Consider the following 20,684-nt stretch of genomic DNA (forward strand, 5'->3'; position numbering starts at 1 on the left):
ATGAAAAGCAAAATCTCAAAATCATTACTCTTCATATTCATGTTTGCAGCAGTTTTGCTGCTTTCAGCAGGATTTGCATCTTCAGCATGCGATCCATTAGTTGACCCCGACTGCGGGGATGACCCAATTGAGCCGCCATGCATAGGATGCTATCCAACACCCACCCCAACGCCAACTCCAACGCCTATTGTGCTTTGCGGAAACGGAGTAATAAACACAGGGGAGCAGTGCGAGATGCCTGGAACATCAAACAATAATTACTGCGTCCAGTCAATGCATCAGTGCTCAGGGAATAAATACGGAAGCAGGGACATGTACGGAAACTGCAACTCAGCATGCGGATGCTCCAATGATGCATTCACATATTCCTGTTCTTTCGGGAACTGCGGCTCAGAGTGTGATGCAGCCCATTCCTGCGCCTCAACTGACTGCGACTACCTTGACGGATGCCAGGGAAATTATTATTATGATTACCATGATGTTTCAAACAGCTGCACAGGAGACTGCGGCTGCACAGAAAATTCATGCACAGCTTACACTGCCACGGTAAACGATCCAAGATGCGTTGAGTGCAATGTTGATTCGGACTGCGACAGCAGGGACAAAACTTACTGCTCAGGAGATTCTGTTGTGAGCGTAGAGGGAAAGTGTGTGAGCCACAAGTGCACAGATTCTTCACCATCAATTGTTGAGAACTGCAATTCCCTTGACAGAGATTACTGCGAGGGAACATCAATAAAGAATGATGACGGATACTGCTCATTTGGCGAATGCAAGGTAACAAAGACAAATGTGCTTAATTGTAATGATGGGCTTTTCTGCAATGGAGTTGAGTCCTGCAGTGCGGGAAACTGTGTTTCTGGAAGTTCTGTTGATTGCTCAGCAAATGATATTTTTGGAATTTCATCTTGCAATAATGTTCCTGATGGCAATTCTTTGACTTGGGATTACCGGGCTTCTTTTGATTCAACATGCAACGAAGCAAGTGATTCGTGCACTGCTGGTATTTATTCAATAAGCCATTCGTGCAGTGTTAATTCCTGCGGAGCAGAGTGTGATGCTGCCCATGGATGTAGTGCTACTGATTGTGATTGGAAGGATGGTTGTGTTGGGAAGGATTATTATGATTATTCAGATGTTTCTAATAGTTGCTTGGGTGGTTGTTCTTGCACTGATAATGTGTGTGCTGCTCCGGTGATTTCATATAATGATGCCAGGTGTGGTGAGTGTGTTTCTGATTCTCAGTGTGATTATTTGGATTCTGATTTTTGCAGCGGGGATTCTGTTTTTCATGTTGAGGGGAAATGCATAAATTATGATTGTGTTTCAGGGACAGCTGCTTTGGTGCAGAACTGCAATTCCCTTGACAGGAATTTCTGCGAGGGAACATCAATAAAGAATGATGATGGTTATTGCGCTTCAGGGGCTTGTTATGTTTCTACATCTACTGTTATGAATTGTAATGATGGGCTTTTCTGCAATGGGGTTGAGTCCTGTAGTGCTGGAAACTGTGTTTCTGGAAGTTCTGTTGATTGCTCATCAAATGATATTTTTGGAATTTCATCTTGCAATAATGTTCCTGATGGTAATTCTTTGACTTGGGATTATAGGGTTTCTTTTGATTCAACTTGTAATGAGGCAAGTGATTCGTGCACTGCTGGTATTTATTCAATAAGTCATTCATGCAGTGTTAATTCCTGCGGAGCAGAGTGCGATGTGGTTCATGGATGCGCAGACACATACTGCGACTGGAAGGACGGTTGCGTTGGAAAGGACTATTACGATTATTCCGGAGTAGAGAATTCATGCCTTTCTGGCTGCGCATGCGAAAACAACGTATGCAGGGCTCCAACAATATATTATGATGATGAAAGATGCAGCGACCATTGCCTTAATGACAATGACTGCAATTACCTTGATTCAGATTTCTGCAGCAGCGATTCTGTAATGCACATTGATGGAATGTGCATAAGCGGAATCTGCTCAAGCAGCACTCCATCTCTTGTAGGGGACTGCACACTGCTTGACAGGAACTTCTGCGAAGGAAGCATTGTCAAGGAGGATACTGGCTACTGCGCAAATGCAGAGTGCAGGATAACCACATCAATTCTAATGAACTGCAATGATGGGCTTTTCTGCAATGGGGTTGAGTCCTGCAGTGCTGGGAACTGTGTTGCTGGAAGTTCTGTTGATTGTTCGGGTAATGATGTTTTTGGGGTTTCTTCTTGTAATAATGTTCCTGATGGCAATTCTTTGACTTGGGATTATAGGGCTTCTTTTGATTCAACATGCAACGAGGCAACTGACTCCTGCACAGCAGGAAGTTCTGCAATAAGCCATTCGTGCAGCGTTGATTCCTGCGGAGCAGAGTGCTCAAACGGGCAGGTTGAAGTAAGGAGCTGCACATACGGGGGAATCCAGAGCAGGAGCTGCACAGACAGCTGCATCTGGGGAATCTGGAGCAATTGCGAAAATGAGGGCGTATGCACACCAGGAACAAAGGAAAGCAGGGAATGCGGCTACTGCGGCACATCTGAACGGGTATGCCTTGAAAATTACCAGTGGGGCTTATGGGGCTCATGCTCAGGCGCAGGAGTATGCGTTTCAGGATTAGTTGACTATGAAATGTGCGGAAAAGGCGGCTCAAGATTCAGGACATGCGATGATTCATGCTACTGGGGCGCATTCAGCAACTGCACAGATGAAAAGGAGTGCTATCCAGGAACAATTGAAGAGGAAAAATGCCTTATCTTTGGGGTAAGGAAAAGGATATGCCAATCAAACTATTACTGGGGCTCATGGAGTTCCTGCACTTTCCCAAGAGGGGACATTGCAATAAACCAGCTTCAGATAATAAATGAGGACTGCATCCAGCCAGGAGAGGATTTGACTGCGCTTGTTGACTTCAGCATGCTTGGATACCATGAGCAGGAAGTCAAGATAACAGCAGTCATACCAGACCTTTCCTTAAGAAGCAGGATAGGTCCGATTGATGTTGAGGCAGACGGCGAAATCTCAAGGGTTTTGCTCCTGACTCTCCCAGAGGACACGCCCGAGGGAGTTTATGACGTTAGATTCACTATCAATGACGACATAAGAAGGGTAAAGCACAGAAGCATCATAGTGAAAAAAACCTGCTGCAGAAGTTGCTCATGCAGCAGCTGCTGATTGATTTATGATTTCAGCTCAAAAGGATAAATCCGCAAATTTCCGACGGAAGCAAAATTCACCGATGAATTTTTCGTCGCAGGTAAAAATCAGATGACTACCGAAATGTAGGCAAGTGTAATCACTATATAATGCTAAAAAAACCGAAAGTTTTATATAGGGGTTGTGATTACTACACAGCAACAAATAAAATATTCGACGCTGATTTTTGAATTTGCGGAGAAATTATCAACAGTAAGAGACAAAAGGTCAAAAACAATAAACCGATAAAGTTAAATTAAAACAATGGGGGTAGGAAAAAATGAAAAATTTTTGGTTAATTTTGTTTGTTGTTGGAATTATAACAACAGTATTTGTTAGCGCACTGCCAACAGTAGAACAGCTGAAGATAAACGGCGATGTCTTTGAGACTGGAGACACATTAGTTGTTGAAAGAGGAGAGACACTTGACATCAAGGTTAAGCTTCAGGCAGAAAATGTTGAGAAGAATATAGAAGGAGATGCAGTTATTCTTGGTTATGAATACAATGACCATGAATCAATCTCAGACTCAACTCACCTATTCGACATGGAAGCAGGCGATACTGTCTACAAGACTATGCAGATAAAGGTGCCAGAGAAGACAGAAAAGGACTTCTACGACTTGAGAATCAGGTTCGGCACAAGGACAGAAGACGCATTTGAAGGAAGATACAGGCTTCACATTGTTGAATCAAGACATGATGTTGTCATAAAAGACGTCGTTTTGAGCCCAGAAGGAACAGTAAAGTCCGGAAGAGCTTTGCTCGCAATTGTAAGAGTGAAGAACATGGGCGCAAAGGACGAAGACGGAATAAAGATCAAGGTTTCAATACCAGACCTTGGAATCTCAGGCTCTGAATACATTGACGAGCTCAAGGCAGGAGAGTCAACATCCTCAGAAGAGATATACCTCAAGATACCAACATGCGTTGCATCAGGAAGTTATGCAGTAAAGGCATCAATTGAGTATGATGAATCTTATGAAGAATCAACATACACAACTGAAATTGACATAGTTGAAGAGGATGTCTGCAAGGCAAAGGCTACAACTGTTGAAGAGAAGACAGAAATAATGATAGGCGCAGTAAGCCAGTCTGTCAAGAGAGGAGGAGCAGGAGCAGTCTATCCAATCACAATAAAGAACGCAGGAAACTCAGCACAGACATATATAGTGTCAGTTGCAGGAGTAGATGACTGGGCATCAGTCCAGATATCACCTAGCGCTGTGTTCATCGTTCAGCCAGGCGAGCTGAAATCAGCTTATGTCTACCTATCCCCTAGAGAGAACGCAGCTGAAGGCGAACACGTGTTTAGCATAAAGGTTGGATCAGCAGGCGAGGAGAAGCAGATTCCGGTCAGTGTAGTGGTCTCAGGAAAGCCAGCCAACTCTTGGACAAATGTCAAGAGAGGGCTTGAAATTGCTGGGATCGTCTTGGTTGTTTTGCTTGTAATATTGGGCATCATACTTGCCTTAAACAGGCTTGGCGGCAAAGAGCACAAGGAAGAAGAGAACCAGACCTACTATTAAATTATTTATATTTTTTAATTATTATTTTTTTTATTTTTTCTCATTAAATTTTTCTAATTAAATGCCTGTTTTCTTTGCGTATTGTTATGAACTGATTTAGTTTAGTATATAATAAATCCCGCTTATTTTTGGCTTGCAGGGCTTTTACATAATGGATAACAAAAGCCCAAAAATATTCCGGACATCTATTGCCTTCATTTATTCTCCTTTTTTATTGCGCCCTGAAAAGCCATTTTTCAGCACGCCTTAAAACCAAAAGATTTATATATTCTGACTTCTCTCTCCAGTAGTAAATAATTTAAATGTGCGCTTTTTCACCAGACGGAAAAAGTTGAAATAGTTTAAGATAACTTTTGCATATTTTGAGATGGGGGTGCTTTTATGGGCAAAATTTCAAGTGAAAAATCCAGCAAGAAAAGTCTTATTTTGATTCCGCTTATCGTCATGATTCTTATATTCTTTTCATCAATCGCATCTGCAGCCCTGTCTGATTTCTCAGCATATTCAAGCAACGCAGAGATAAGGATAAATTCCTGCAGTGTTTTCACAGACACAATAAAATTCCGAAACAACGGAAATGAGATAGTTACATTCAAGCTTGGGCTGTCTGGTTCAGCATCGGGATTTTCAGTGCTTACGCCAGGAGACTTCTTCCTCCTTCCAGGAGAATCAAAGGAGGTATACTCCTTCATAAGCCCGGGCTGCGAGAATGCAGGAAAATACTCTCTTAAAGTAATTATTGATACTAACTTCGGCACCAAGGAATTGAGCCAGGAGATAATTGTCACAAAGCCATCCAACCTGGAGCTCTCTGTTGCTGAAAGCTCAATTGAGTCCTGCTCAAATGAGAGTGCAGTCTTTGAATTCACATTAAGAAACACAGGAACATTCAAGGAGCATTACACCTTTGGGACAAGAGGGCTTTTCGGCAAGTCATCCCTTGACAGGAAAGAGGCATGGCTCATGCCAAATGAAACTGCAAAGATAGCCCTTAATTTCACCATAGGAAAGGCAGGGAAATATGAGTCAACTTTCATTGCAAAATCTGAAAATTCAGGGCTTTCTTCTGAAATCCCATTAAAGATAACTCTCAATAAATGCGGAGTCCAGAAAAGCATTATTACAAGAATAGGAGAGATGCTTAAGGGAATCGCAAAATTACTTAAAATAATAATTATTGCGCTTCTCATACTGATAGCTGTTATAATCCTGCTTGTCCTTTTAATCAGGAAATTCATTCCCTTCTTAAGGAATAAGCTTGCAGAAAGGAAAATGAAAAAGGCAGAGGAAAAAGCGCAGGAGCCTTATTACAAGCCGATTGTGGGAAAGAAAGAAAAGAACGTCCTAAAGGCGAAATCAGTCGCCAAGGCAGAAAAGACGCTTAAGCCAAAGGCTGCTAAGCCAAAGGTATCAGAAAAGCCAATAAAGGAAAAGCCAGCTGAAAAAATGAGGATTGACTGGCTGAAATGGATTGTGGTATTCCTTTGGATAGCGCTGATTGTTTTTGCCATTCTCTACTTTGTGGGATTTTCCAATGTCAAGGCAGGAATCTCCGATGCAGCAGAATCTGTAAAGAATTTCTTTGCAGAAATTTTCAAGAGCCTCAAGCTTTTCTTTGCAAATGTTTTTGCAAAGGCAGTCAAAAGCCCTGAGAAAGAGGCAATTAGCCAGAACCTTTCAGGGAAAAATGCCTCTGGTGGTATAATTGTTCCTGCTGAAAATGCAACTGCGCCAAAGCCAGTTGAATCATCCAATAAAAGCGGCGGAATAAAGCCAATGCTCACAATAAACAACACTGGCGCAGGAAATGCAACTGAAAGTGCAACTCCAAACGCTTCAACTGCTCCAAAACAGAATGGAACAGCAGCAAAGGAGAGTCCAATTCCAAGCCCGGTTCAGAAGGAAAGCCCTGCAGCAAACAAGACGCAACTGCCAAAAACTAATTCAAAGGCAAAGGATTTCATAACGTCTGCATGGGAGTATGTAAAGCTCTACCTTAATTACATAGTTCTTGGAGTCGCCCTGACAATAGTTTTCATAATATTCATGAATGTTTCAGAGAACAGGGCAAAGAAAAAGTAAACTATAATTTTTTTGCTTTTTAATATTTTTTAAATAATCCTTTGAGAAATAACATTTAATATTTTAAATTTTAATTTTGAAATGTTTCTTAAATTCTTATTATCCCAAGTTCGCTGAGGGTTTCATAGATTATCCCTATTGCAAATATCAGGATAAGGATTGCGCAGCCCCAGTTAGGGAGATTGACTGAATATTCCGGCTCGTGGTCTCCGTGGGTTTTTGCCTTTACATAGGAAAGTATCAGGAGAATTCCAGTGATTCCTCCTGTAAATGCGCCTGTTACTGAAAGCACTTTTATGAAGTTCTTAACAAATAGGAAAAGCCCCAGGGGAACAAAGCATGTTAAAAACCACGCCCAAAGCCTGTTCTTGTGATAATCATATATGTACATGTTTTTCAGCGCAAGCCCTAATGCAAGGGATGCTGTTGTCATTGAAAGCACAGCAAAGCTTGCCGCAAATACTCCCGCCGATTTTCCAACATATTCCATTATTGACTCAACTGCGCCCTCGCTTGTCCATATGCCTGCTGCCCCAACAACGCTTAATGCAAACACAGAATATACTGCAAGGGGAATAAGAGTTCCTATTACCACTGCCTTCCTGAATTCTTTCCTGTTTGCCCTGAGCTCCTCCCTGAGTTCAGGGATGCAGGTTGTCCCCATGAAAGCAAAGAGAACAACTCCGTAGGGCACAAGAAGCCTTTTTGCATCAAATCCGCTGAGGTTATTTGCGCTTATTTTCGGGACTGCGAGGAAGAATATTACCGCAATCATTGCTATAACAATTGTCACGATTATCTTCTCTGAGCGCTCAATCATCTTCAATCCTGAATAAATCAAAAAAGAGATTACCCCGAAAAAAAGAAGGCTGTTTACAAAAGGGACTCCTCCGAATAGAAATGTAAGGAATTCCCCCTCTTTTATCAGGTATGCAAGCATTGCCCCGTATATGCTTAGCACCATTGAGATTCCCATAATCTTCTTTGCGCCTTTTCCAAGGTACTTGTTTACATACCCTGCAAGCTGGTGGTCGCCGTTTGTCCTTAGGACAATCTCACCAGCACAGAGGTTAAGAGTGAGCATAACAATCCCGATGATAATTATCACAAAGAGTCCAGTCAGGAACCCTGCCCTTGAGACAACATAGGGTATTCCGAGAATGCCTGCGCCTATTGTGCAGCCGACAAGCGTTGCTATTGCTTCAAAAGTGTGTTTTGGCATTTAATCCATTCTTATCCTGATTGATATTTATATGTTTTTATGGAAAATACAAGGAAAGCGAAAGAAAGCAGCTGGCAGGAAAAGGCAAAAGAAATCCCCTGACACCGCCAATAAAATAAAAGTTTTCACAGGTAAACCCCCAAAACAAGGGAAAGATTTATATATGAGTATATCTTTTTATATATTGAAGTATAATTTGTTGATACTACATCAACCAATATACAGATTGCGTAAAAACAATTCAAGCAAAAATACAAACTCAAAACAAGCAAGTAAGAAGAGGTGTTGGCATGAAGAAAATAAGTTTTCTGGCATCTGCTTTAATGGCATTACCCATCTTTTCCGTTCTTATTTCGAGACGCAATAAAAGGGGAATCCTTTCCTTTTTTTTAATTTTTAAAAATTCCCAAATAAAAATAAAAGGCAGGGAGTGATGGTCATGAATGCGCTAAAAATTCAACAAATGCCCTACAAAAAGATTGTCTGGCAGGAAACCCCCCAGTCAGTGAGGGTTATCCAGGGGATTTATTCAGAGGAAGGCGACTTTGTGAGGGTAAAGGGCGATTACAAGGAAGTCCTCATAAGAAAGGACAGGATAATTTCAATTGAACACAAGCAAGCGAGGGGTGATTAATTTGAAAACCAAGCAAGCAATGAAGGCATTAGCAGTATTAATCCCTGTGGCTTTCATATTATATTTCTGGCTGGCGTCCTTCCTGCTCTTTTCAGGAGGGGCTATTGCCGCCACGTATTGGGATGTAAACGCAACTGTCAATGTGACAAATGTGGCTTCAAATGTCACTTTAGTGACAGTTGATGACAATACCCCATCACCGCCCAACCAGATAGACCTCACTGCAGGAGGGACAACTACAGTATACTGCAACGGCACAATAAATGACACAAACGGATATGCAGACATAGCCTCAGCATCAGCCAAGCTTTATGATAATGTTAGTGCAACTGCAACAAGCGCTGACAACAACGAAACACATTACACTAATGGAAGCTGCTCGCTTGACGTTGGTTCAGGGATAACGAGGAATGCAGTGTGCGCATTTAGCCTGCTCTACTACTCAAACAACCAAAGCTGGATATGCAATATAACCGCACTTGATTTAGACAGCGCATCTAGCTCAGGAGTTGATGGAACAGCTGTCAATTTGCTCCTCGCGCTGAATATATCAAACAACATAATTAACTATGGGAACCTTGCGCCAGATGAAACTTCAGCATCAGGCGCGACAGAGAACATCACAAACCATGGCAACACCCAGATTGACCTCAAATTGAACGGCACTAATATGGCGTGCAGCAGCGTAGGAAGCATAAATGTGGAAAGGCAGAGATACAATGTTACCGGAACAGATGAGGCATATGCCACACTGAAAAACCTCACTGGAACAGCAGCAACAACCACCACATTTGATCTGGTGAAGAGAACAGATGCACTGGGGCAGGACAGCAAGAGGGTTACATACTGGAGAATTCAGGTTCCTCTCGGTGTAAAAGGCAGGTGCGACGGCAATGTGACATTTGCGGCGATTGCAGGATAAATTTTTTTTATTTCCAATTCTTTTTTTTAATTAATTGCCTTTCTTTAACCCTGTCCTTCTATCTCATTTTTTGCAGCATCAATTTTTTTTATGCTGAAAAACGGCGCTAAAACTCAATACTTTAGTTTGGAGATACAGCGCCGTTTTTGGCACAAAGAAATGCTATGACATTTCTTGAACAAGAAATTCCTTTGGAATTTCTTTGTTTCTCTGGGCGCAAGAAAACTCTTCAAGTTTTCTGCGCACAAGAAATCTCAGAGATTTCTTTGTGCTTTAGTGCGGAGTAGGATGCTCTCAGCGGATTTTTATGATTATCTTCTTGTCTTGTGCTCTCTCATCTCATATTTTATTAGCATTTCATATTCTGTTTGCAATTGTTTTTTTCTGTTATTTTGTTTGTTTTCTTTAACTATCTTCTTTTTTTTATTTTCCTTTTTAAATTATTTATTTATTAAAGCATAATTTTTTATACTCGCTGCTTTTTTATAAATTGTAAAAGCATAAAGAAGTGATAGAACAAAACAAATTGATAAGATAATGTGATAAAATAAGATATAAAATAAGAAGAATGATGCTTTGAGCAGCCTTGAACAGTATAGTGTCAAAGGTGGTTTAACTGAAAATCAAAACGAATTTCTTTTTTGGATTAGTTCTAATTGAAATATTTGTTCTTCTCACCCTGTTTCAAGCAAAAAGTGTTGTTGGGACTGTGGGAAGTTCCGGTTTTGAATTCTTTACTGATGCAATAAATGTTACTCCCTCCACAGTTGGAAGCTGGACCGCTGTTGATGTTTCTTCTTATGTTCCAAGCGGGGCAACAGGAGTTCTTCTCGCTTTTGTTAATAATGGGGCTGCAAACTACATGATTGTTGCAAGGCATCCTGACAGCACGGATAATTTTTACACTGCAAGCACCACTGATGTAAGGATAACATCGCAAATATACACTGTAACTTCAATAAATAGCAGCAGAATTTTTGAAGCAGCCAGAGAAAATAGCGCTTGTAATATATACCTCTTGGGATACACTGATGAAGAATTTGGCCTGTTTACAAATATGGTTAACATTACAAGTCTTTATTCAGGAACAGGAACCTGGCAGGATATGAATGTGAGCAGTTATGTTCCGGCAGATGCAAAGGGAATAATACTTAGGGTTTATTCTTCAACAGCTGCAAACGTAATTGTTGCAAGAGCTGATGGGAGCACTACAAACTGGAATGATTCTCAGGTTATTGCACAGGGCTGGTACACAATAATAATAAAAAACAACAATCAGGTTGTTGAAGGTTATCGCAATTCAGCAAATGGACGCTTTTTTCTTATAGGATATATAAATGGGACAGCTCCTGTAACAATGTTTACAGACCCTTATGATGTTTCAACAGGCACTGCAGGCAGTTGGGTAAATACTGATGTTGGAGGTTATACAAGCACTATTGCAGATGGGGCAATCCTGGTAAGAAAGAATACGGCAAACTCTGTTAAGGCAGGGCAGTCAAGAACTGTGGGAAGCACTAATAACTGGTATTCGTCTTCAGATATAAGAAATTATATGGCTCATTGGGAATTTAGCGGACTTAATGGGACACAGTGCTTTCAGCAGAAGATAGAAGCAAATACCCAGGATTATTATATTATTGGATATGCTGAACCAGAAATTCCCCTAGCGATAAATTTTTCAAACATCACAAGTTCAGAAAATAATTTTTACTACAACGCAACCCTTCTCGGCTGGTGCAATGCGACCCAGCCGGACATGCAGAATGTCAGTTACTATTACAAATGGTATTTGAATGGAATCCTTAACAGCACAGGGCAGACCGCATATTACCCTCCAGAAATATTAGTAAATATTGCAAACATAACCTCAGATAAACTTTCAATCGGGCAGAATTGGACTCTTGAGTGCACTGCTTATGACGGAATCGTTAATTCCTCAGCGCTCAATTCAACAGAAATAACGATTGTTGACATAAATTCGCTGCCCAATATCACTTCAATATTTGTGGATGACGAAACATTTTCCCCTGCAGGCGAGATAGACCTTATTGCAGGAGATTTAAGGCAGGTGCTCTGCAACGGGACTGCTGATGACCCAGATGGCTTCTCTGACATTGACAATGTAACAGCAGTATTTTATGCGAGCGGAAACGGAACATTGCCCACAGACCCAGAAAACAACAACACCCTTTACCAAAACAATTCCTGCTCACTATCTGCAGGATATGACACAACAAAAAAGGACTTCAACTGCTCATTTTCGCTTTTCTACTATGCCCAGAATGGGACCTGGACATGCAATGCAACTGTTAATGATACAAAATCAGAAGCTTCATCATCTATAGCAACTTCAAACGTAAACAATCTCATTGCCCTCAATGTATCCTCGCTTGAAATTAATTATGGAAATCTCGCAGCAGGAGGCGAGTCTGCATCTTCAGTTGTTTTTTACATAACGAACCTTGGAAACACAAAAATTGACCTTTCATTAAACGGAACAAACATGAGCTGCGCAATAGGTGCAATAGGCGCATCATATCAGCATTACAACATAACCGGGACAGACCAGGCATATTCCCAGATGAAAGCGCTTTCAAATTCACCCTTCCTTTCCTCGAACTTTGACCTTAATAAGAGAATCACAGCTGATTCCGACAGGACAACATACTGGAGAATTCAGGTTCCTTCGGGAGTAAAAGGAAAATGCACAGGAGTAATAAGCCTTTCAGCTCAGCAGGGCTAAGATTTATAGGCAAGGACATTAATGTTCGTTATTATTTACCTTGCCTATATCCAGAAGACTTTAACAAATTCCATACAAATATTAAAGTCTTCTCGTATAAATAACTGCTGAGGAAAAGAGTGAGACAATGAATAAAAAAAATGCGGCAATGATTTTTTTAGCGCTTGCGCTTATCCTTTTTTCATATAACACATTTGCAAGTTTGGGAGTGAGCCCCGCAACATTGAGGTTTCCAAACCTTCTCAGGGGCGGATTTTCCCAGAGAAGCATTCTCATAAGCACAATGTCAGATGCAATGAAAGTGGATATTCATGCAGAGGGCAATATATCATCATGGCTCAGCTTTTCAAATTACACAATTAATGTTTCAGCAGGGAATTCAAAGCCGATTAAGGTTTTTGTAAAGCCGCCTATTGACGTCCCAAACGGCAACTACAGCGGGTATATTGTTGTAACAAGGAAGCCCCTTGAAACGCAGGCTCTCTCAACAGGCATTGGAAATTTAGTCATAATGAGCGTGAATATCCCTGTTGATGTTGTTATAACTGACATTGAAACAATTGACTGCACTGCAAACTCATTTTTAATCTCTGATGCTGAAGAGGGAAGCCAGCCCAAATTAGCAGTTTCAATAATAAATTCGGGCAATGTCAGGATGAGCCCGGTTATAAGGGCAGACATCTGGGACCAGGAAAAAGAGAATGCATTGGAATTCCTTGAATTCAATGCAGATGAGATTCTTCCAAGCGTTGAGCAGCAGTTTGAATTTTCAATGCCCCTGCAGGAGCTTCCTGTCGGGCAGTACTGGGCTCAAATGTCTGTTCCGGAATGCAGGAATTCCGAACTCTTGACATTTGACATCTTGAAGAAAGGCTCGCTTACCACAAGCGGAAAGCTTATCCAGATAAAAAATTTGCCATGGCTGAATTTAGGCGCTACTGCAAAAATCAGCGCGATATTCAAGAATGACGGGAAAAAGGATGTTTCAGCCAGGTTTAAGGGGATTGTATCAATTGACGGGCAGATTATAAAAGTTCTTGAGTCAGAGCAGTTAAACATTCCCGTTGGAGAAACAGTTGACTTAAACACTTTTTTCAAGCCCGAAGCCATGGGAAGGTATGTGATATCAGGCAAGGTTTACTATGACAGGAAGGTCACATACGAGCTTTCCTCAATTCTTAATGTGATTGAAGGGAAAAAAGGCATAAGCGGGATAACAATTGCATACATTGCGATAATTGCAATAAGCCTTTTCCTGCTTTTCATCATTTTCAAGAAGAGGAGGAAGAAAAGGGTGAGAAGGTTCTAAAGAATTTTACAGGCATTTAAGGATACTTTTTTGAGAAGTCAATATAATAGGCGTCCATTATTTTTATCTGATAATTCACCTTTACAGTTGTAAGCTCGGGCTTGGTTGAGCGTTTTATTGTGTATTCTGCAATGAAACTCTCCCCTTTTGACAATTCAGTGGCGCTTATCATAAGCATGTTCCCGCTAATCTCATTTTTTATGTCTCCAGATGCTTTCTTTGAAATGCTTACCTCTCCGACAATCTCCGAGTTTTCAGGAATTACCTCAGAAAGGGCAAGGTTTTCAAGCATTGCACTTCCTAAATTAAGCACGCTTATCTGAATCCTGAACTTTGAGTCCTTGCAGGGGAAAATGCGCTTTGAGATTTCAAGGGGGTCCCTGCTCCTTCTCTTTTCTGCAAGCCATGCTTTAATCCATATGAATAATAGGAGCAGAATAAGAATGATTAAATTTATTGCAATAAGCGAAATTACAGATGTAGGGGGTATAAATTTCGGAAGCTCTGTTCTCGGCGTTTTAACTGACTCAAGAATTATCTCATACTTCCCGCCGAGTCTTCTTTCATATGAAATCCTTATGTCCTGCTGTTCATCCTTGTCCAAATCCACAAGCGTTTCAGCGGGCTTTCTGAAAAGGAATCCGGGACCGCTGAAGAATCCTATGAATATTGAATCTCCTGACATGTTTGTTAAGGTGAGGAAATAATTCTTGTCATTGTAGATGAAGAACCATATTGGGCCTTCATACGTTGTGACATTGAAGATGTTTTGGAGCTTGAAGTTTCCGATGTAAATTATCTCTGCCCGGGTAAACCTTGCCGCTTCTTTAGGGGTAAGCTCCTCAACTGGCTTATTTGTAATCCCGCTTTCATTTTTATTTTCTCTTATGTATTTCGAGATGAAGACGCTTCCCTTTGCTGCATCTCCCTCCCCCCCTGTCTCATTCCCCATGCTGCCCTGAGATTCGTTTGTTGTTCCTGCAACTCCTCCCGTTCCTCCTCCCTCATCTCCTGTTTCAATCACTTCCAGAGGAATCACATTAAGAGTGAATATCTCATGGATTGCTGAGCAGGCATCGCTTATTACTATTGTAATTATGAATGTTCCAGTATCATTTGCCTGAAAGCTGATAAGCCCGCTTGAATTGTCTATTGTGAAAAGTGCGCTGTTGTCAGTGAATGAAAGGGAATCCCCGTCAGGGTCGCTTGCTATCACCTTATAGATGAAATAATCACCCTTGTTTATCGTGAATGAACTGATTGGGTTTATCAGCGGAGGGCTAGGAGGGCTGTTCCCGAAGCAGTACCGAAACTGCCCGGCATCGCTCCAGTTGCTGTAATTGGCGCTGTCAAAAGCCCGGACTCTCCAGTAATAATTGATAAAAGAGTATGACACTATCGGGTTCGTGTTTGTCTTTTCAGGGGTTTCAGATATTCCCGTCTGGTTCACAAGAGTCCCTTCAGGCGAGAAATTAAGATTGTTTGCAAGAATGAATTCATATGTAACAGAATCCCCGTTTGGGTCAATTGTGTTGTTCCAGAAGAAATTTATGCTCTCATTGTATGTTAGGGAGTCGTTTTCAGGAAGATAAATATTCGGCTTTAAAGGCGGGACATCTATAACATTCACTCCGGATGATGCAAATCCCGTTATTTTAAATCTGCTTTCGGAATTGAAGAATACTGCAAACAGGAATACTGCAGAAAGAAAGCCAATCAGCAGGGCAAATGAAAGCGCGCTCTTGTTAAGGGCGCCCAAGCGTCCAAAGCCAGCCATCTTAACACTCGCCTCTATTCCTGAGAACAGAAAGGGCTTCTTCCCTGCTCCTGACTCTTTCCATTTCTGCTGCAAGCCTTCTGTCATTGAGGCTTTTTTTCAGCCAGATTGAAAAGTCATTTTTCTCAAAATTCACGTGATAATTAAAGGTCTCAGAATCCATGCTTTCAAGGGCATTCTCAAGTTCACTTACATTTTTCAGAACCATTCCATTGTAAAGCCTAAGGAAATCCTTTTCATTCAGGGGCTCATCATCTGAAATTTTTTCTTTAGGTTCTCTTGGCAATGCCCTTGCGCTGTTTTTTTTCAGGAGCTCACTCTTGTCCCTTACTATTTTCTTAGAATCTTCATTAAGTCCGTCAAGGGGAAGCGAGCTTATTATCAATGCACGCTCGTCTGCCTGTCCTATCAGATTTTTCCCTGAAAAACTATAATCTGAAGCATAGGAATAAGGGCGGCTTTCTTCATTTAAGCCCTTTTCAAGCTCTGAGCTTTTTGGGAGTGTACTTTCTATTATGTCATCTATGTCATCTTCCCTGTTCCTTCCAATCCTGAAGTAATAGGCAAGGAGAAGCCCAACAATTATCACGCCAATTATTATTCCCGCGTATTTTGCATTTCCCTTTATGCTGTTGAAAACCGAATTTCCAGTGAGCGGGCTTGTTTTTTTATCCTTTCCTTCTGTCAGGAGGATTGTCTTTATCCCCGAAAGCTCTGATTCTCCTGTCTTTTCCTTGATATAAAATGCTATTTCCAGTTTTTCTCCCTCGGATATTGAACTGTATTTCCAGCTTATTATCGGATCGTTTTCTATAATCTGGTATCCCGGAGTGAGGAATTCCAGCATTGAGGAATCCTCTGCAACTGATTTTGGTATTATCACCACAATTTCGCTGTTGTTTACTGCTCTGCTGAAAGAGAGGGTTTCAGAAACAAGGGTGTATTCCTCTGTTGAGGATTCATATATTACGCTTAAACTGACTGGCTTTATCCTTGTGAAAAATATTCCCTGAAGTTCTGATGTTTCAGACATGTATTCAAGGTCAGAGGCGTATTCGCTCCTTGCTTTTGAAATGGCTTCTGCTATGTCCTCTGAGCCTGCCTGAACCCCGAACTCATTCATATTCTCTGTCCTTATGTCAATCGGGACTGATTTTTCAATTGATTTTATTGAGAGCTCCTGCCTTGCAAGGTTTGACTTAAGTTCCTCCTCATTTGCGCTTTTTGACTTAAGCTGATTAAGCTCAGAATATATGCTTTCAAGCCTTGATTTGGCATCTTCAACATCCTTAAGGAGCCCTATTTTTTCCATAAGGGCTTTGTCTCCCTTTTCCAGAAGGTTCTTCTCCCTCGCTAAAATCTTCTGCATTGATGAGTCAGCAAGATTTATCGCATCATCAATCTTTTTCAGAATTGTTGGCGAAAGAGTTGAGTTTCCCTTATTGCTGCTCTTTGTGGAGATTGCATATGATTCAGCTGAAAGAGCACCCTCATTATCCGCCTTGTCAACTGCTGAAACAGCATAGTAATAAGTTGTTCCTGAAGCCACATTTGTGTCAGCATAGCTGTTTCCTGATGAGTTGGCGTAAAAGTTGAGCAGGGAAACTCCTGAAGAGGTGCTTCTGTATATTCTGAATCCCTTGACCTCCTCCCCGTCATACCTCCATGAAAGCCTTATGCTTCCGTCACTTGCGCTGAATGCCTCTATAACAGGGGTTGGCGGCTTTATTGTGTCCACGAGGAATACCTTTCCTTCTTTTATTATGCTGCCGGTAATCCCCCAGTAATCTGTTGCAGAGAAGCTGAATGAGCCAACCTGGTTGCCCCTGTCGCCCTCTATTATCATGAATCCGTTCCAGATGTTCCCTGAGCCGCTCAGCGGTATGGGATATGCTGATGAGCTTCCCAGCTGGTAATTCAGGATTGGGGTTGACTGGACATTCTTTGAGGTTGTAAGAGTCACTTCATAGACGCCCTCTTTCAGGGGAGATGATTTTGAGATTTCAACTCTGGCAGAGGGCGGAAGGCTTACCTCAAATCTTATCGTGTAATTCTCAGCCATCCTGTTTCCGTAAAGGTCTGTGCAGCTTATGTAGTAATTGTAGTTCCCTTCTGAAAGCCCTTCCATCTGGTAGGAATGGGTAATCCGGTTATCTGTATGCATTGGTGACATTAGGAGATACGTTCCATTTTCCCTGCTTTGCCTGCATTCAGATTCCTCGCTTGTTATCACCGTCAATGTTGCATATGATGATACAACTGCGCTCCTTGGCGAAAAATCAGTTATTATGGGGGGCGTTGTGTCAATAGTTATAGGAACTGAATAGGACTGAGGCATTGTGTTATTGTAGGAATCAGCGCATTTCACAAAGAACTCCATGCTTCCTTCTGACAATGTTGCGTTGTAGTAATGCTTCTGCCCTGCTCCCAAAAGCTCTGCCTCCATCAATTCATAGCTTTTATCAATGTCTGAAAAAGAGCCCCTGCATGTTGAGTTCTCATTTGTAGTTATCGCAATCTGGATTTTCGTGCTGTTCAAGGTATTAGATGGATAAACTGAAACTATCTCAGGCGGGCTTATGTCAAGGCTCAAAAGGACTTTTCCTGCCTTGAATGCGCTCTCAAGAGAGGATGTTCCGTTGAAGAGAGTTGCTGTTATGAAATAGTCGCCCTGTGCTGTTGCAGTGAATATCCGGGATTTACTAATCGAATAGATTCCTGAGGAGTAGGAGAATTCAGAATCTGAAAATGTGATTTCAGATGGTGCAGCAATGTTGCCGCTTGATATTACTGATATTGAGCCGTTGAAGGGATTGTTTGCATCAATTGAGAAGAGCACAGCATTCTCTCCCAGGAGAATATTGGAGTTCACTATTATCTCAATTCCCGCGCTTGCAGAGAGGGAAAGAATTATTGTAATTAAAAGTGCCCGCGCCAGAAATAATGTCTCCGTTCCCAGTCCAGCTGTTGTTTTTCTCATTTTAAACGAATTATTTTTTCCGCTTGCAATTCTGAAGCGGAATTCAAATATTCATTCAGAAAAGTATTTTTCATCATACCTTCATCTTTGAAATCAGCCCGTTGTCTTTTTTGACTGAGTCCTCAACTGCCTTCTGCAGGTATTTCTTAAGAGTTGTTCCCTTAAGGAAGGCAATAACCTTCGCTTTTGTGTGCAGCTCGTCTTCCAAATCCATGTTTATCTTTTTCATCTTTCCCTTCTCTTGCTTTTTTTTAAAAAATGCGAAAAGGCAGCATCTTCAGAATTAATGCTACCCATTACCAACTTAGTATAGTTATTTATGTAATTTATATACTTTTCTATTCTTTAGTATACTAAAGGATAAGAGTGCCTTAATAGACATAAATAATTAAAGTTATAAAAATACTTTAATTATTAAAGTTATTAAAATAATTCGGCAGAGGAAGGGTTAATTTTATAAACAAAATGCATTATCCATTTTCTGTTTGTTTTTTTCAGGGGACATAGTATAACCTGGCTAGAACGTGAGGCTCCAGAAACTGGAGCGCTGAGCGAAAGCGATGAAGAACTTAGGGTATGAGTTCAATACTTGGTGATACCTTGAGATCGGGGTTCAAATCCCCGTGTCCCCATTTATTTTTTCTTAGAATTTCCTATGAACTTTTATTTACAATTATTTCTATTTTTAGATTATCCAGGTTTTATAATCATTAAAATTCATTCTTTCAATTATAATCTCTTTCAGAGTGATTTTATTCTAAGAACATCGCCGATTTTTGCTTTCTTGGCACTATTCATATTGATGGAAATCTCAAGTATGTGCTTTGCCTTTTTCCTTGGAGAGTAAACCGTGAAAGGGAGAAGAACTGCTTTTTCAACAATCCTGAATTTTGAGTCAAGAAAAATCGCGCATATCGGAAAGAAAACGAAGAGCATGTGCAACGGCACAATGTCTTCCTTTTTAAAGGTAAACAGGAGATCCCTCTTAAGCGAGAACATAAGCCCTCTTGCCTGCGAAAACATGCTTGTGCATAAAGATGCCCTTTCCGAGATAACTCCCTTACCTTTTATGTCTATTTTTATACATTTTACCATATTAGTATCCATAAAACCGCAAAGTATTTAAATATGTTGTGTTTTTTTATAATAAGATTATTTTGTTAAAGGTGATAAATTTATGAAGCGACTGAAGAGATATGTCACAGAAATAAAGCAGAGCCTCTCAGGCACAACATCCCAGGACAGGTTCAACATAATCCTTGTGTGCAGGGATGCAATCTGCTACATCGTCAGGAATTCTGAAAAGCCAGGCTACCTCGACCTGAGAAAGAGCTTTGAGGACATGGAAGTGCTTGCAGAGAATGCAGCTTCAGAAGGGCAGCACAAGAAGATGGATGTAACCCATTCCCGTGCTGAAAAGATGAAGACGATTGTTTCTGCCCTTGAGAAATACTTCGCTTCAAAAGGGATTTAATCCCTTTCTATTTCTTTTTTTAAATCTGCCTGGACAGGACTATAATCTCCCTGTTGTTTATTTTGGCTGACTCGAGAAGGCTGTTTTTCTTAAGCTCGTCTATATACCTGTAGAATGTGGCTTTTGAGCAGTATCTCATCTGGTCAACAGCAATCTCCTTGAGCTCAGGGATGCTTATGTTCCTGCTGCTCCCGATTAAATCCATAATCTTGCCCTTGACAAGGTTTCTCTTGTTCCTGTTAAATTTCTGAAGAATCTCCTTTTTCAGCGGCTCCTCATTCTTTTTTTCAAGCGCCGATGTAAGCTTTTTTATTTCCTTCAGAAGAAGTTTGTTCTGTTTTTCAAGGAGCTCAATCTTCTTGTTGCTGTTGTCAATATCCTCTTTCACCTTTGCAAAGGTGCTCTTCAGAGAAAATTTAAGCTCTTCGACATCCCCCATGAAAACAAGGCATAAACATCTAATATAAAAATCTTTCTAATGAGACAAGTCTCATACAGTCCTGAGACTTAACTGAGACACCCCCTTATTTCCTATTGACGACACCCCCCTGTTTCCTGTGGAACATTTGAGACAAAATTGAGACAATACTGAGACAGGATTGAGACAAAAACAGCGATTTGAGGCATCTTTTGAAATTGGCTGTTAATTCATCAATCCTTTTGATTAATTGGATAAGGAAAGCGGCTTAAATCCCCAAAAAGCAGTTTCTGAAATTAAAATGAAGATTTTTTAACAGGTGTGAGCCAGAAATCTCCGCACACAAAACGCAAAGACAGGGTCTTGCGCACAAAAATTGTTTTAACAATTTTTTGTGAATTGC

The 20,684-nt window shown here is 41.0% G+C and carries 15 protein-coding genes and 1 tRNA gene; 10 read left to right on the forward strand and 6 right to left on the reverse strand.

Annotated elements, in window-relative coordinates; translation table 11 throughout:
* The 3 genes from NTV63_04100 to NTV63_04110 all read left to right on the forward strand — a co-directional run bounded on the left by NTV63_04100 (nt 1) and on the right by NTV63_04110 (nt 6,799).
* Complete coding sequence (locus NTV63_04100; GenBank protein MCX6710102.1) at nt 1-3,168, forward strand: hypothetical protein; 3,168 nt, start codon at nt 1-3, stop codon at nt 3,166-3,168.
* Between the two features lie 301 nt (nt 3,169-3,469).
* Complete coding sequence (locus NTV63_04105; protein ID MCX6710103.1) at nt 3,470-4,717, forward strand: hypothetical protein; 1,248 nt, start codon at nt 3,470-3,472, stop codon at nt 4,715-4,717.
* Between the two features lie 381 nt (nt 4,718-5,098).
* Nucleotides 5,099-6,799 carry a hypothetical protein gene (locus NTV63_04110; protein ID MCX6710104.1) on the forward strand — a complete coding sequence of 567 codons (1,701 nt, stop codon included), beginning with the start codon at nt 5,099-5,101 and terminating at the stop codon, nt 6,797-6,799.
* Between the two features lie 88 nt (nt 6,800-6,887).
* Here NTV63_04110 and NTV63_04115 read toward each other — a convergent pair whose 3' ends face one another.
* Complete coding sequence (locus tag NTV63_04115) at nt 6,888-8,021, reverse strand: hypothetical protein (GenBank protein ID MCX6710105.1); 1,134 nt, start codon at nt 8,019-8,021, stop codon at nt 6,888-6,890.
* A 290-nt stretch (nt 8,022-8,311) separates the two neighbouring features.
* Between NTV63_04115 and NTV63_04120 the strand changes: the two genes are divergently transcribed.
* The 5 genes from NTV63_04120 to NTV63_04140 all read left to right on the forward strand — a co-directional run bounded on the left by NTV63_04120 (nt 8,312) and on the right by NTV63_04140 (nt 13,632).
* Nucleotides 8,312-8,455: a hypothetical protein gene (locus tag NTV63_04120; GenBank protein MCX6710106.1), complete on the forward strand. Its 144-nt coding sequence runs from the start codon at nt 8,312-8,314 to the stop codon at nt 8,453-8,455.
* Nucleotides 8,456-8,460: 5 nt separating this feature from the next.
* On the forward strand, nt 8,461-8,655 hold the full coding sequence (locus NTV63_04125; protein ID MCX6710107.1) for a hypothetical protein: 195 nt from the start codon (nt 8,461-8,463) through the stop codon (nt 8,653-8,655).
* A 1-nt stretch (nt 8,656) separates the two neighbouring features.
* On the forward strand, nt 8,657-9,577 hold the full coding sequence (locus tag NTV63_04130; GenBank protein MCX6710108.1) for a hypothetical protein: 921 nt from the start codon (nt 8,657-8,659) through the stop codon (nt 9,575-9,577).
* A gap of 709 nt (nt 9,578-10,286) precedes the next feature.
* The gene (locus tag NTV63_04135; protein ID MCX6710109.1) at nt 10,287-12,323 is read left to right on the forward strand and encodes a hypothetical protein; all 2,037 of its coding nucleotides are present in this window, start codon (nt 10,287-10,289) and stop codon (nt 12,321-12,323) included.
* 127 nt (nt 12,324-12,450) lie between these two features.
* Nucleotides 12,451-13,632 carry a hypothetical protein gene (locus NTV63_04140; protein ID MCX6710110.1) on the forward strand — a complete coding sequence of 394 codons (1,182 nt, stop codon included), beginning with the start codon at nt 12,451-12,453 and terminating at the stop codon, nt 13,630-13,632.
* Between the two features lie 16 nt (nt 13,633-13,648).
* Here NTV63_04140 and NTV63_04145 read toward each other — a convergent pair whose 3' ends face one another.
* From NTV63_04145 to NTV63_04155, 3 genes are all read right to left on the reverse strand, one after another.
* Nucleotides 13,649-15,496 carry a hypothetical protein gene (locus NTV63_04145; GenBank protein ID MCX6710111.1) on the reverse strand — a complete coding sequence of 616 codons (1,848 nt, stop codon included), beginning with the start codon at nt 15,494-15,496 and terminating at the stop codon, nt 13,649-13,651.
* A complete protein-coding gene (locus NTV63_04150; protein MCX6710112.1) occupies nt 15,411-18,389 on the reverse strand; it encodes a hypothetical protein in 2,979 nt (992 codons plus the stop codon). Before NTV63_04150 ends, NTV63_04145 begins: the two co-directional genes overlap by 86 nt.
* A gap of 73 nt (nt 18,390-18,462) precedes the next feature.
* Nucleotides 18,463-18,618, reverse strand: a complete 156-nt coding sequence (locus NTV63_04155) for a hypothetical protein (GenBank protein ID MCX6710113.1) — start codon at nt 18,616-18,618, stop codon at nt 18,463-18,465.
* Nucleotides 18,619-18,886: 268 nt separating this feature from the next.
* Between NTV63_04155 and NTV63_04160 the strand changes: the two genes are divergently transcribed.
* Nucleotides 18,887-19,021, forward strand: a tRNA-Trp gene (locus NTV63_04160).
* 109 nt (nt 19,022-19,130) lie between these two features.
* Here the strand turns inward: NTV63_04160 and NTV63_04165 are convergent.
* Nucleotides 19,131-19,484, reverse strand: coding sequence for a DUF192 domain-containing protein (locus NTV63_04165; GenBank protein MCX6710114.1), 354 nt, complete (start codon nt 19,482-19,484; stop codon nt 19,131-19,133).
* An 82-nt stretch (nt 19,485-19,566) separates the two neighbouring features.
* On the opposite strand from NTV63_04165, the gene NTV63_04170 reads away from it, so the two are divergent.
* Nucleotides 19,567-19,863 carry a hypothetical protein gene (locus NTV63_04170; protein MCX6710115.1) on the forward strand — a complete coding sequence of 99 codons (297 nt, stop codon included), beginning with the start codon at nt 19,567-19,569 and terminating at the stop codon, nt 19,861-19,863.
* 19 nt (nt 19,864-19,882) lie between these two features.
* Here the strand turns inward: NTV63_04170 and NTV63_04175 are convergent, their stop codons facing one another.
* On the reverse strand, nt 19,883-20,302 hold the full coding sequence (locus NTV63_04175) for a hypothetical protein (GenBank protein ID MCX6710116.1): 420 nt from the start codon (nt 20,300-20,302) through the stop codon (nt 19,883-19,885).
* Nucleotides 20,303-20,684: the final 382 nt, after the last annotated feature.

Source organism: Candidatus Woesearchaeota archaeon (assembly GCA_026394965.1).
In the GTDB taxonomy this organism is placed as follows: domain Archaea; phylum Nanobdellota; class Nanobdellia; order Woesearchaeales; family 0-14-0-80-44-23; genus JAPLZQ01.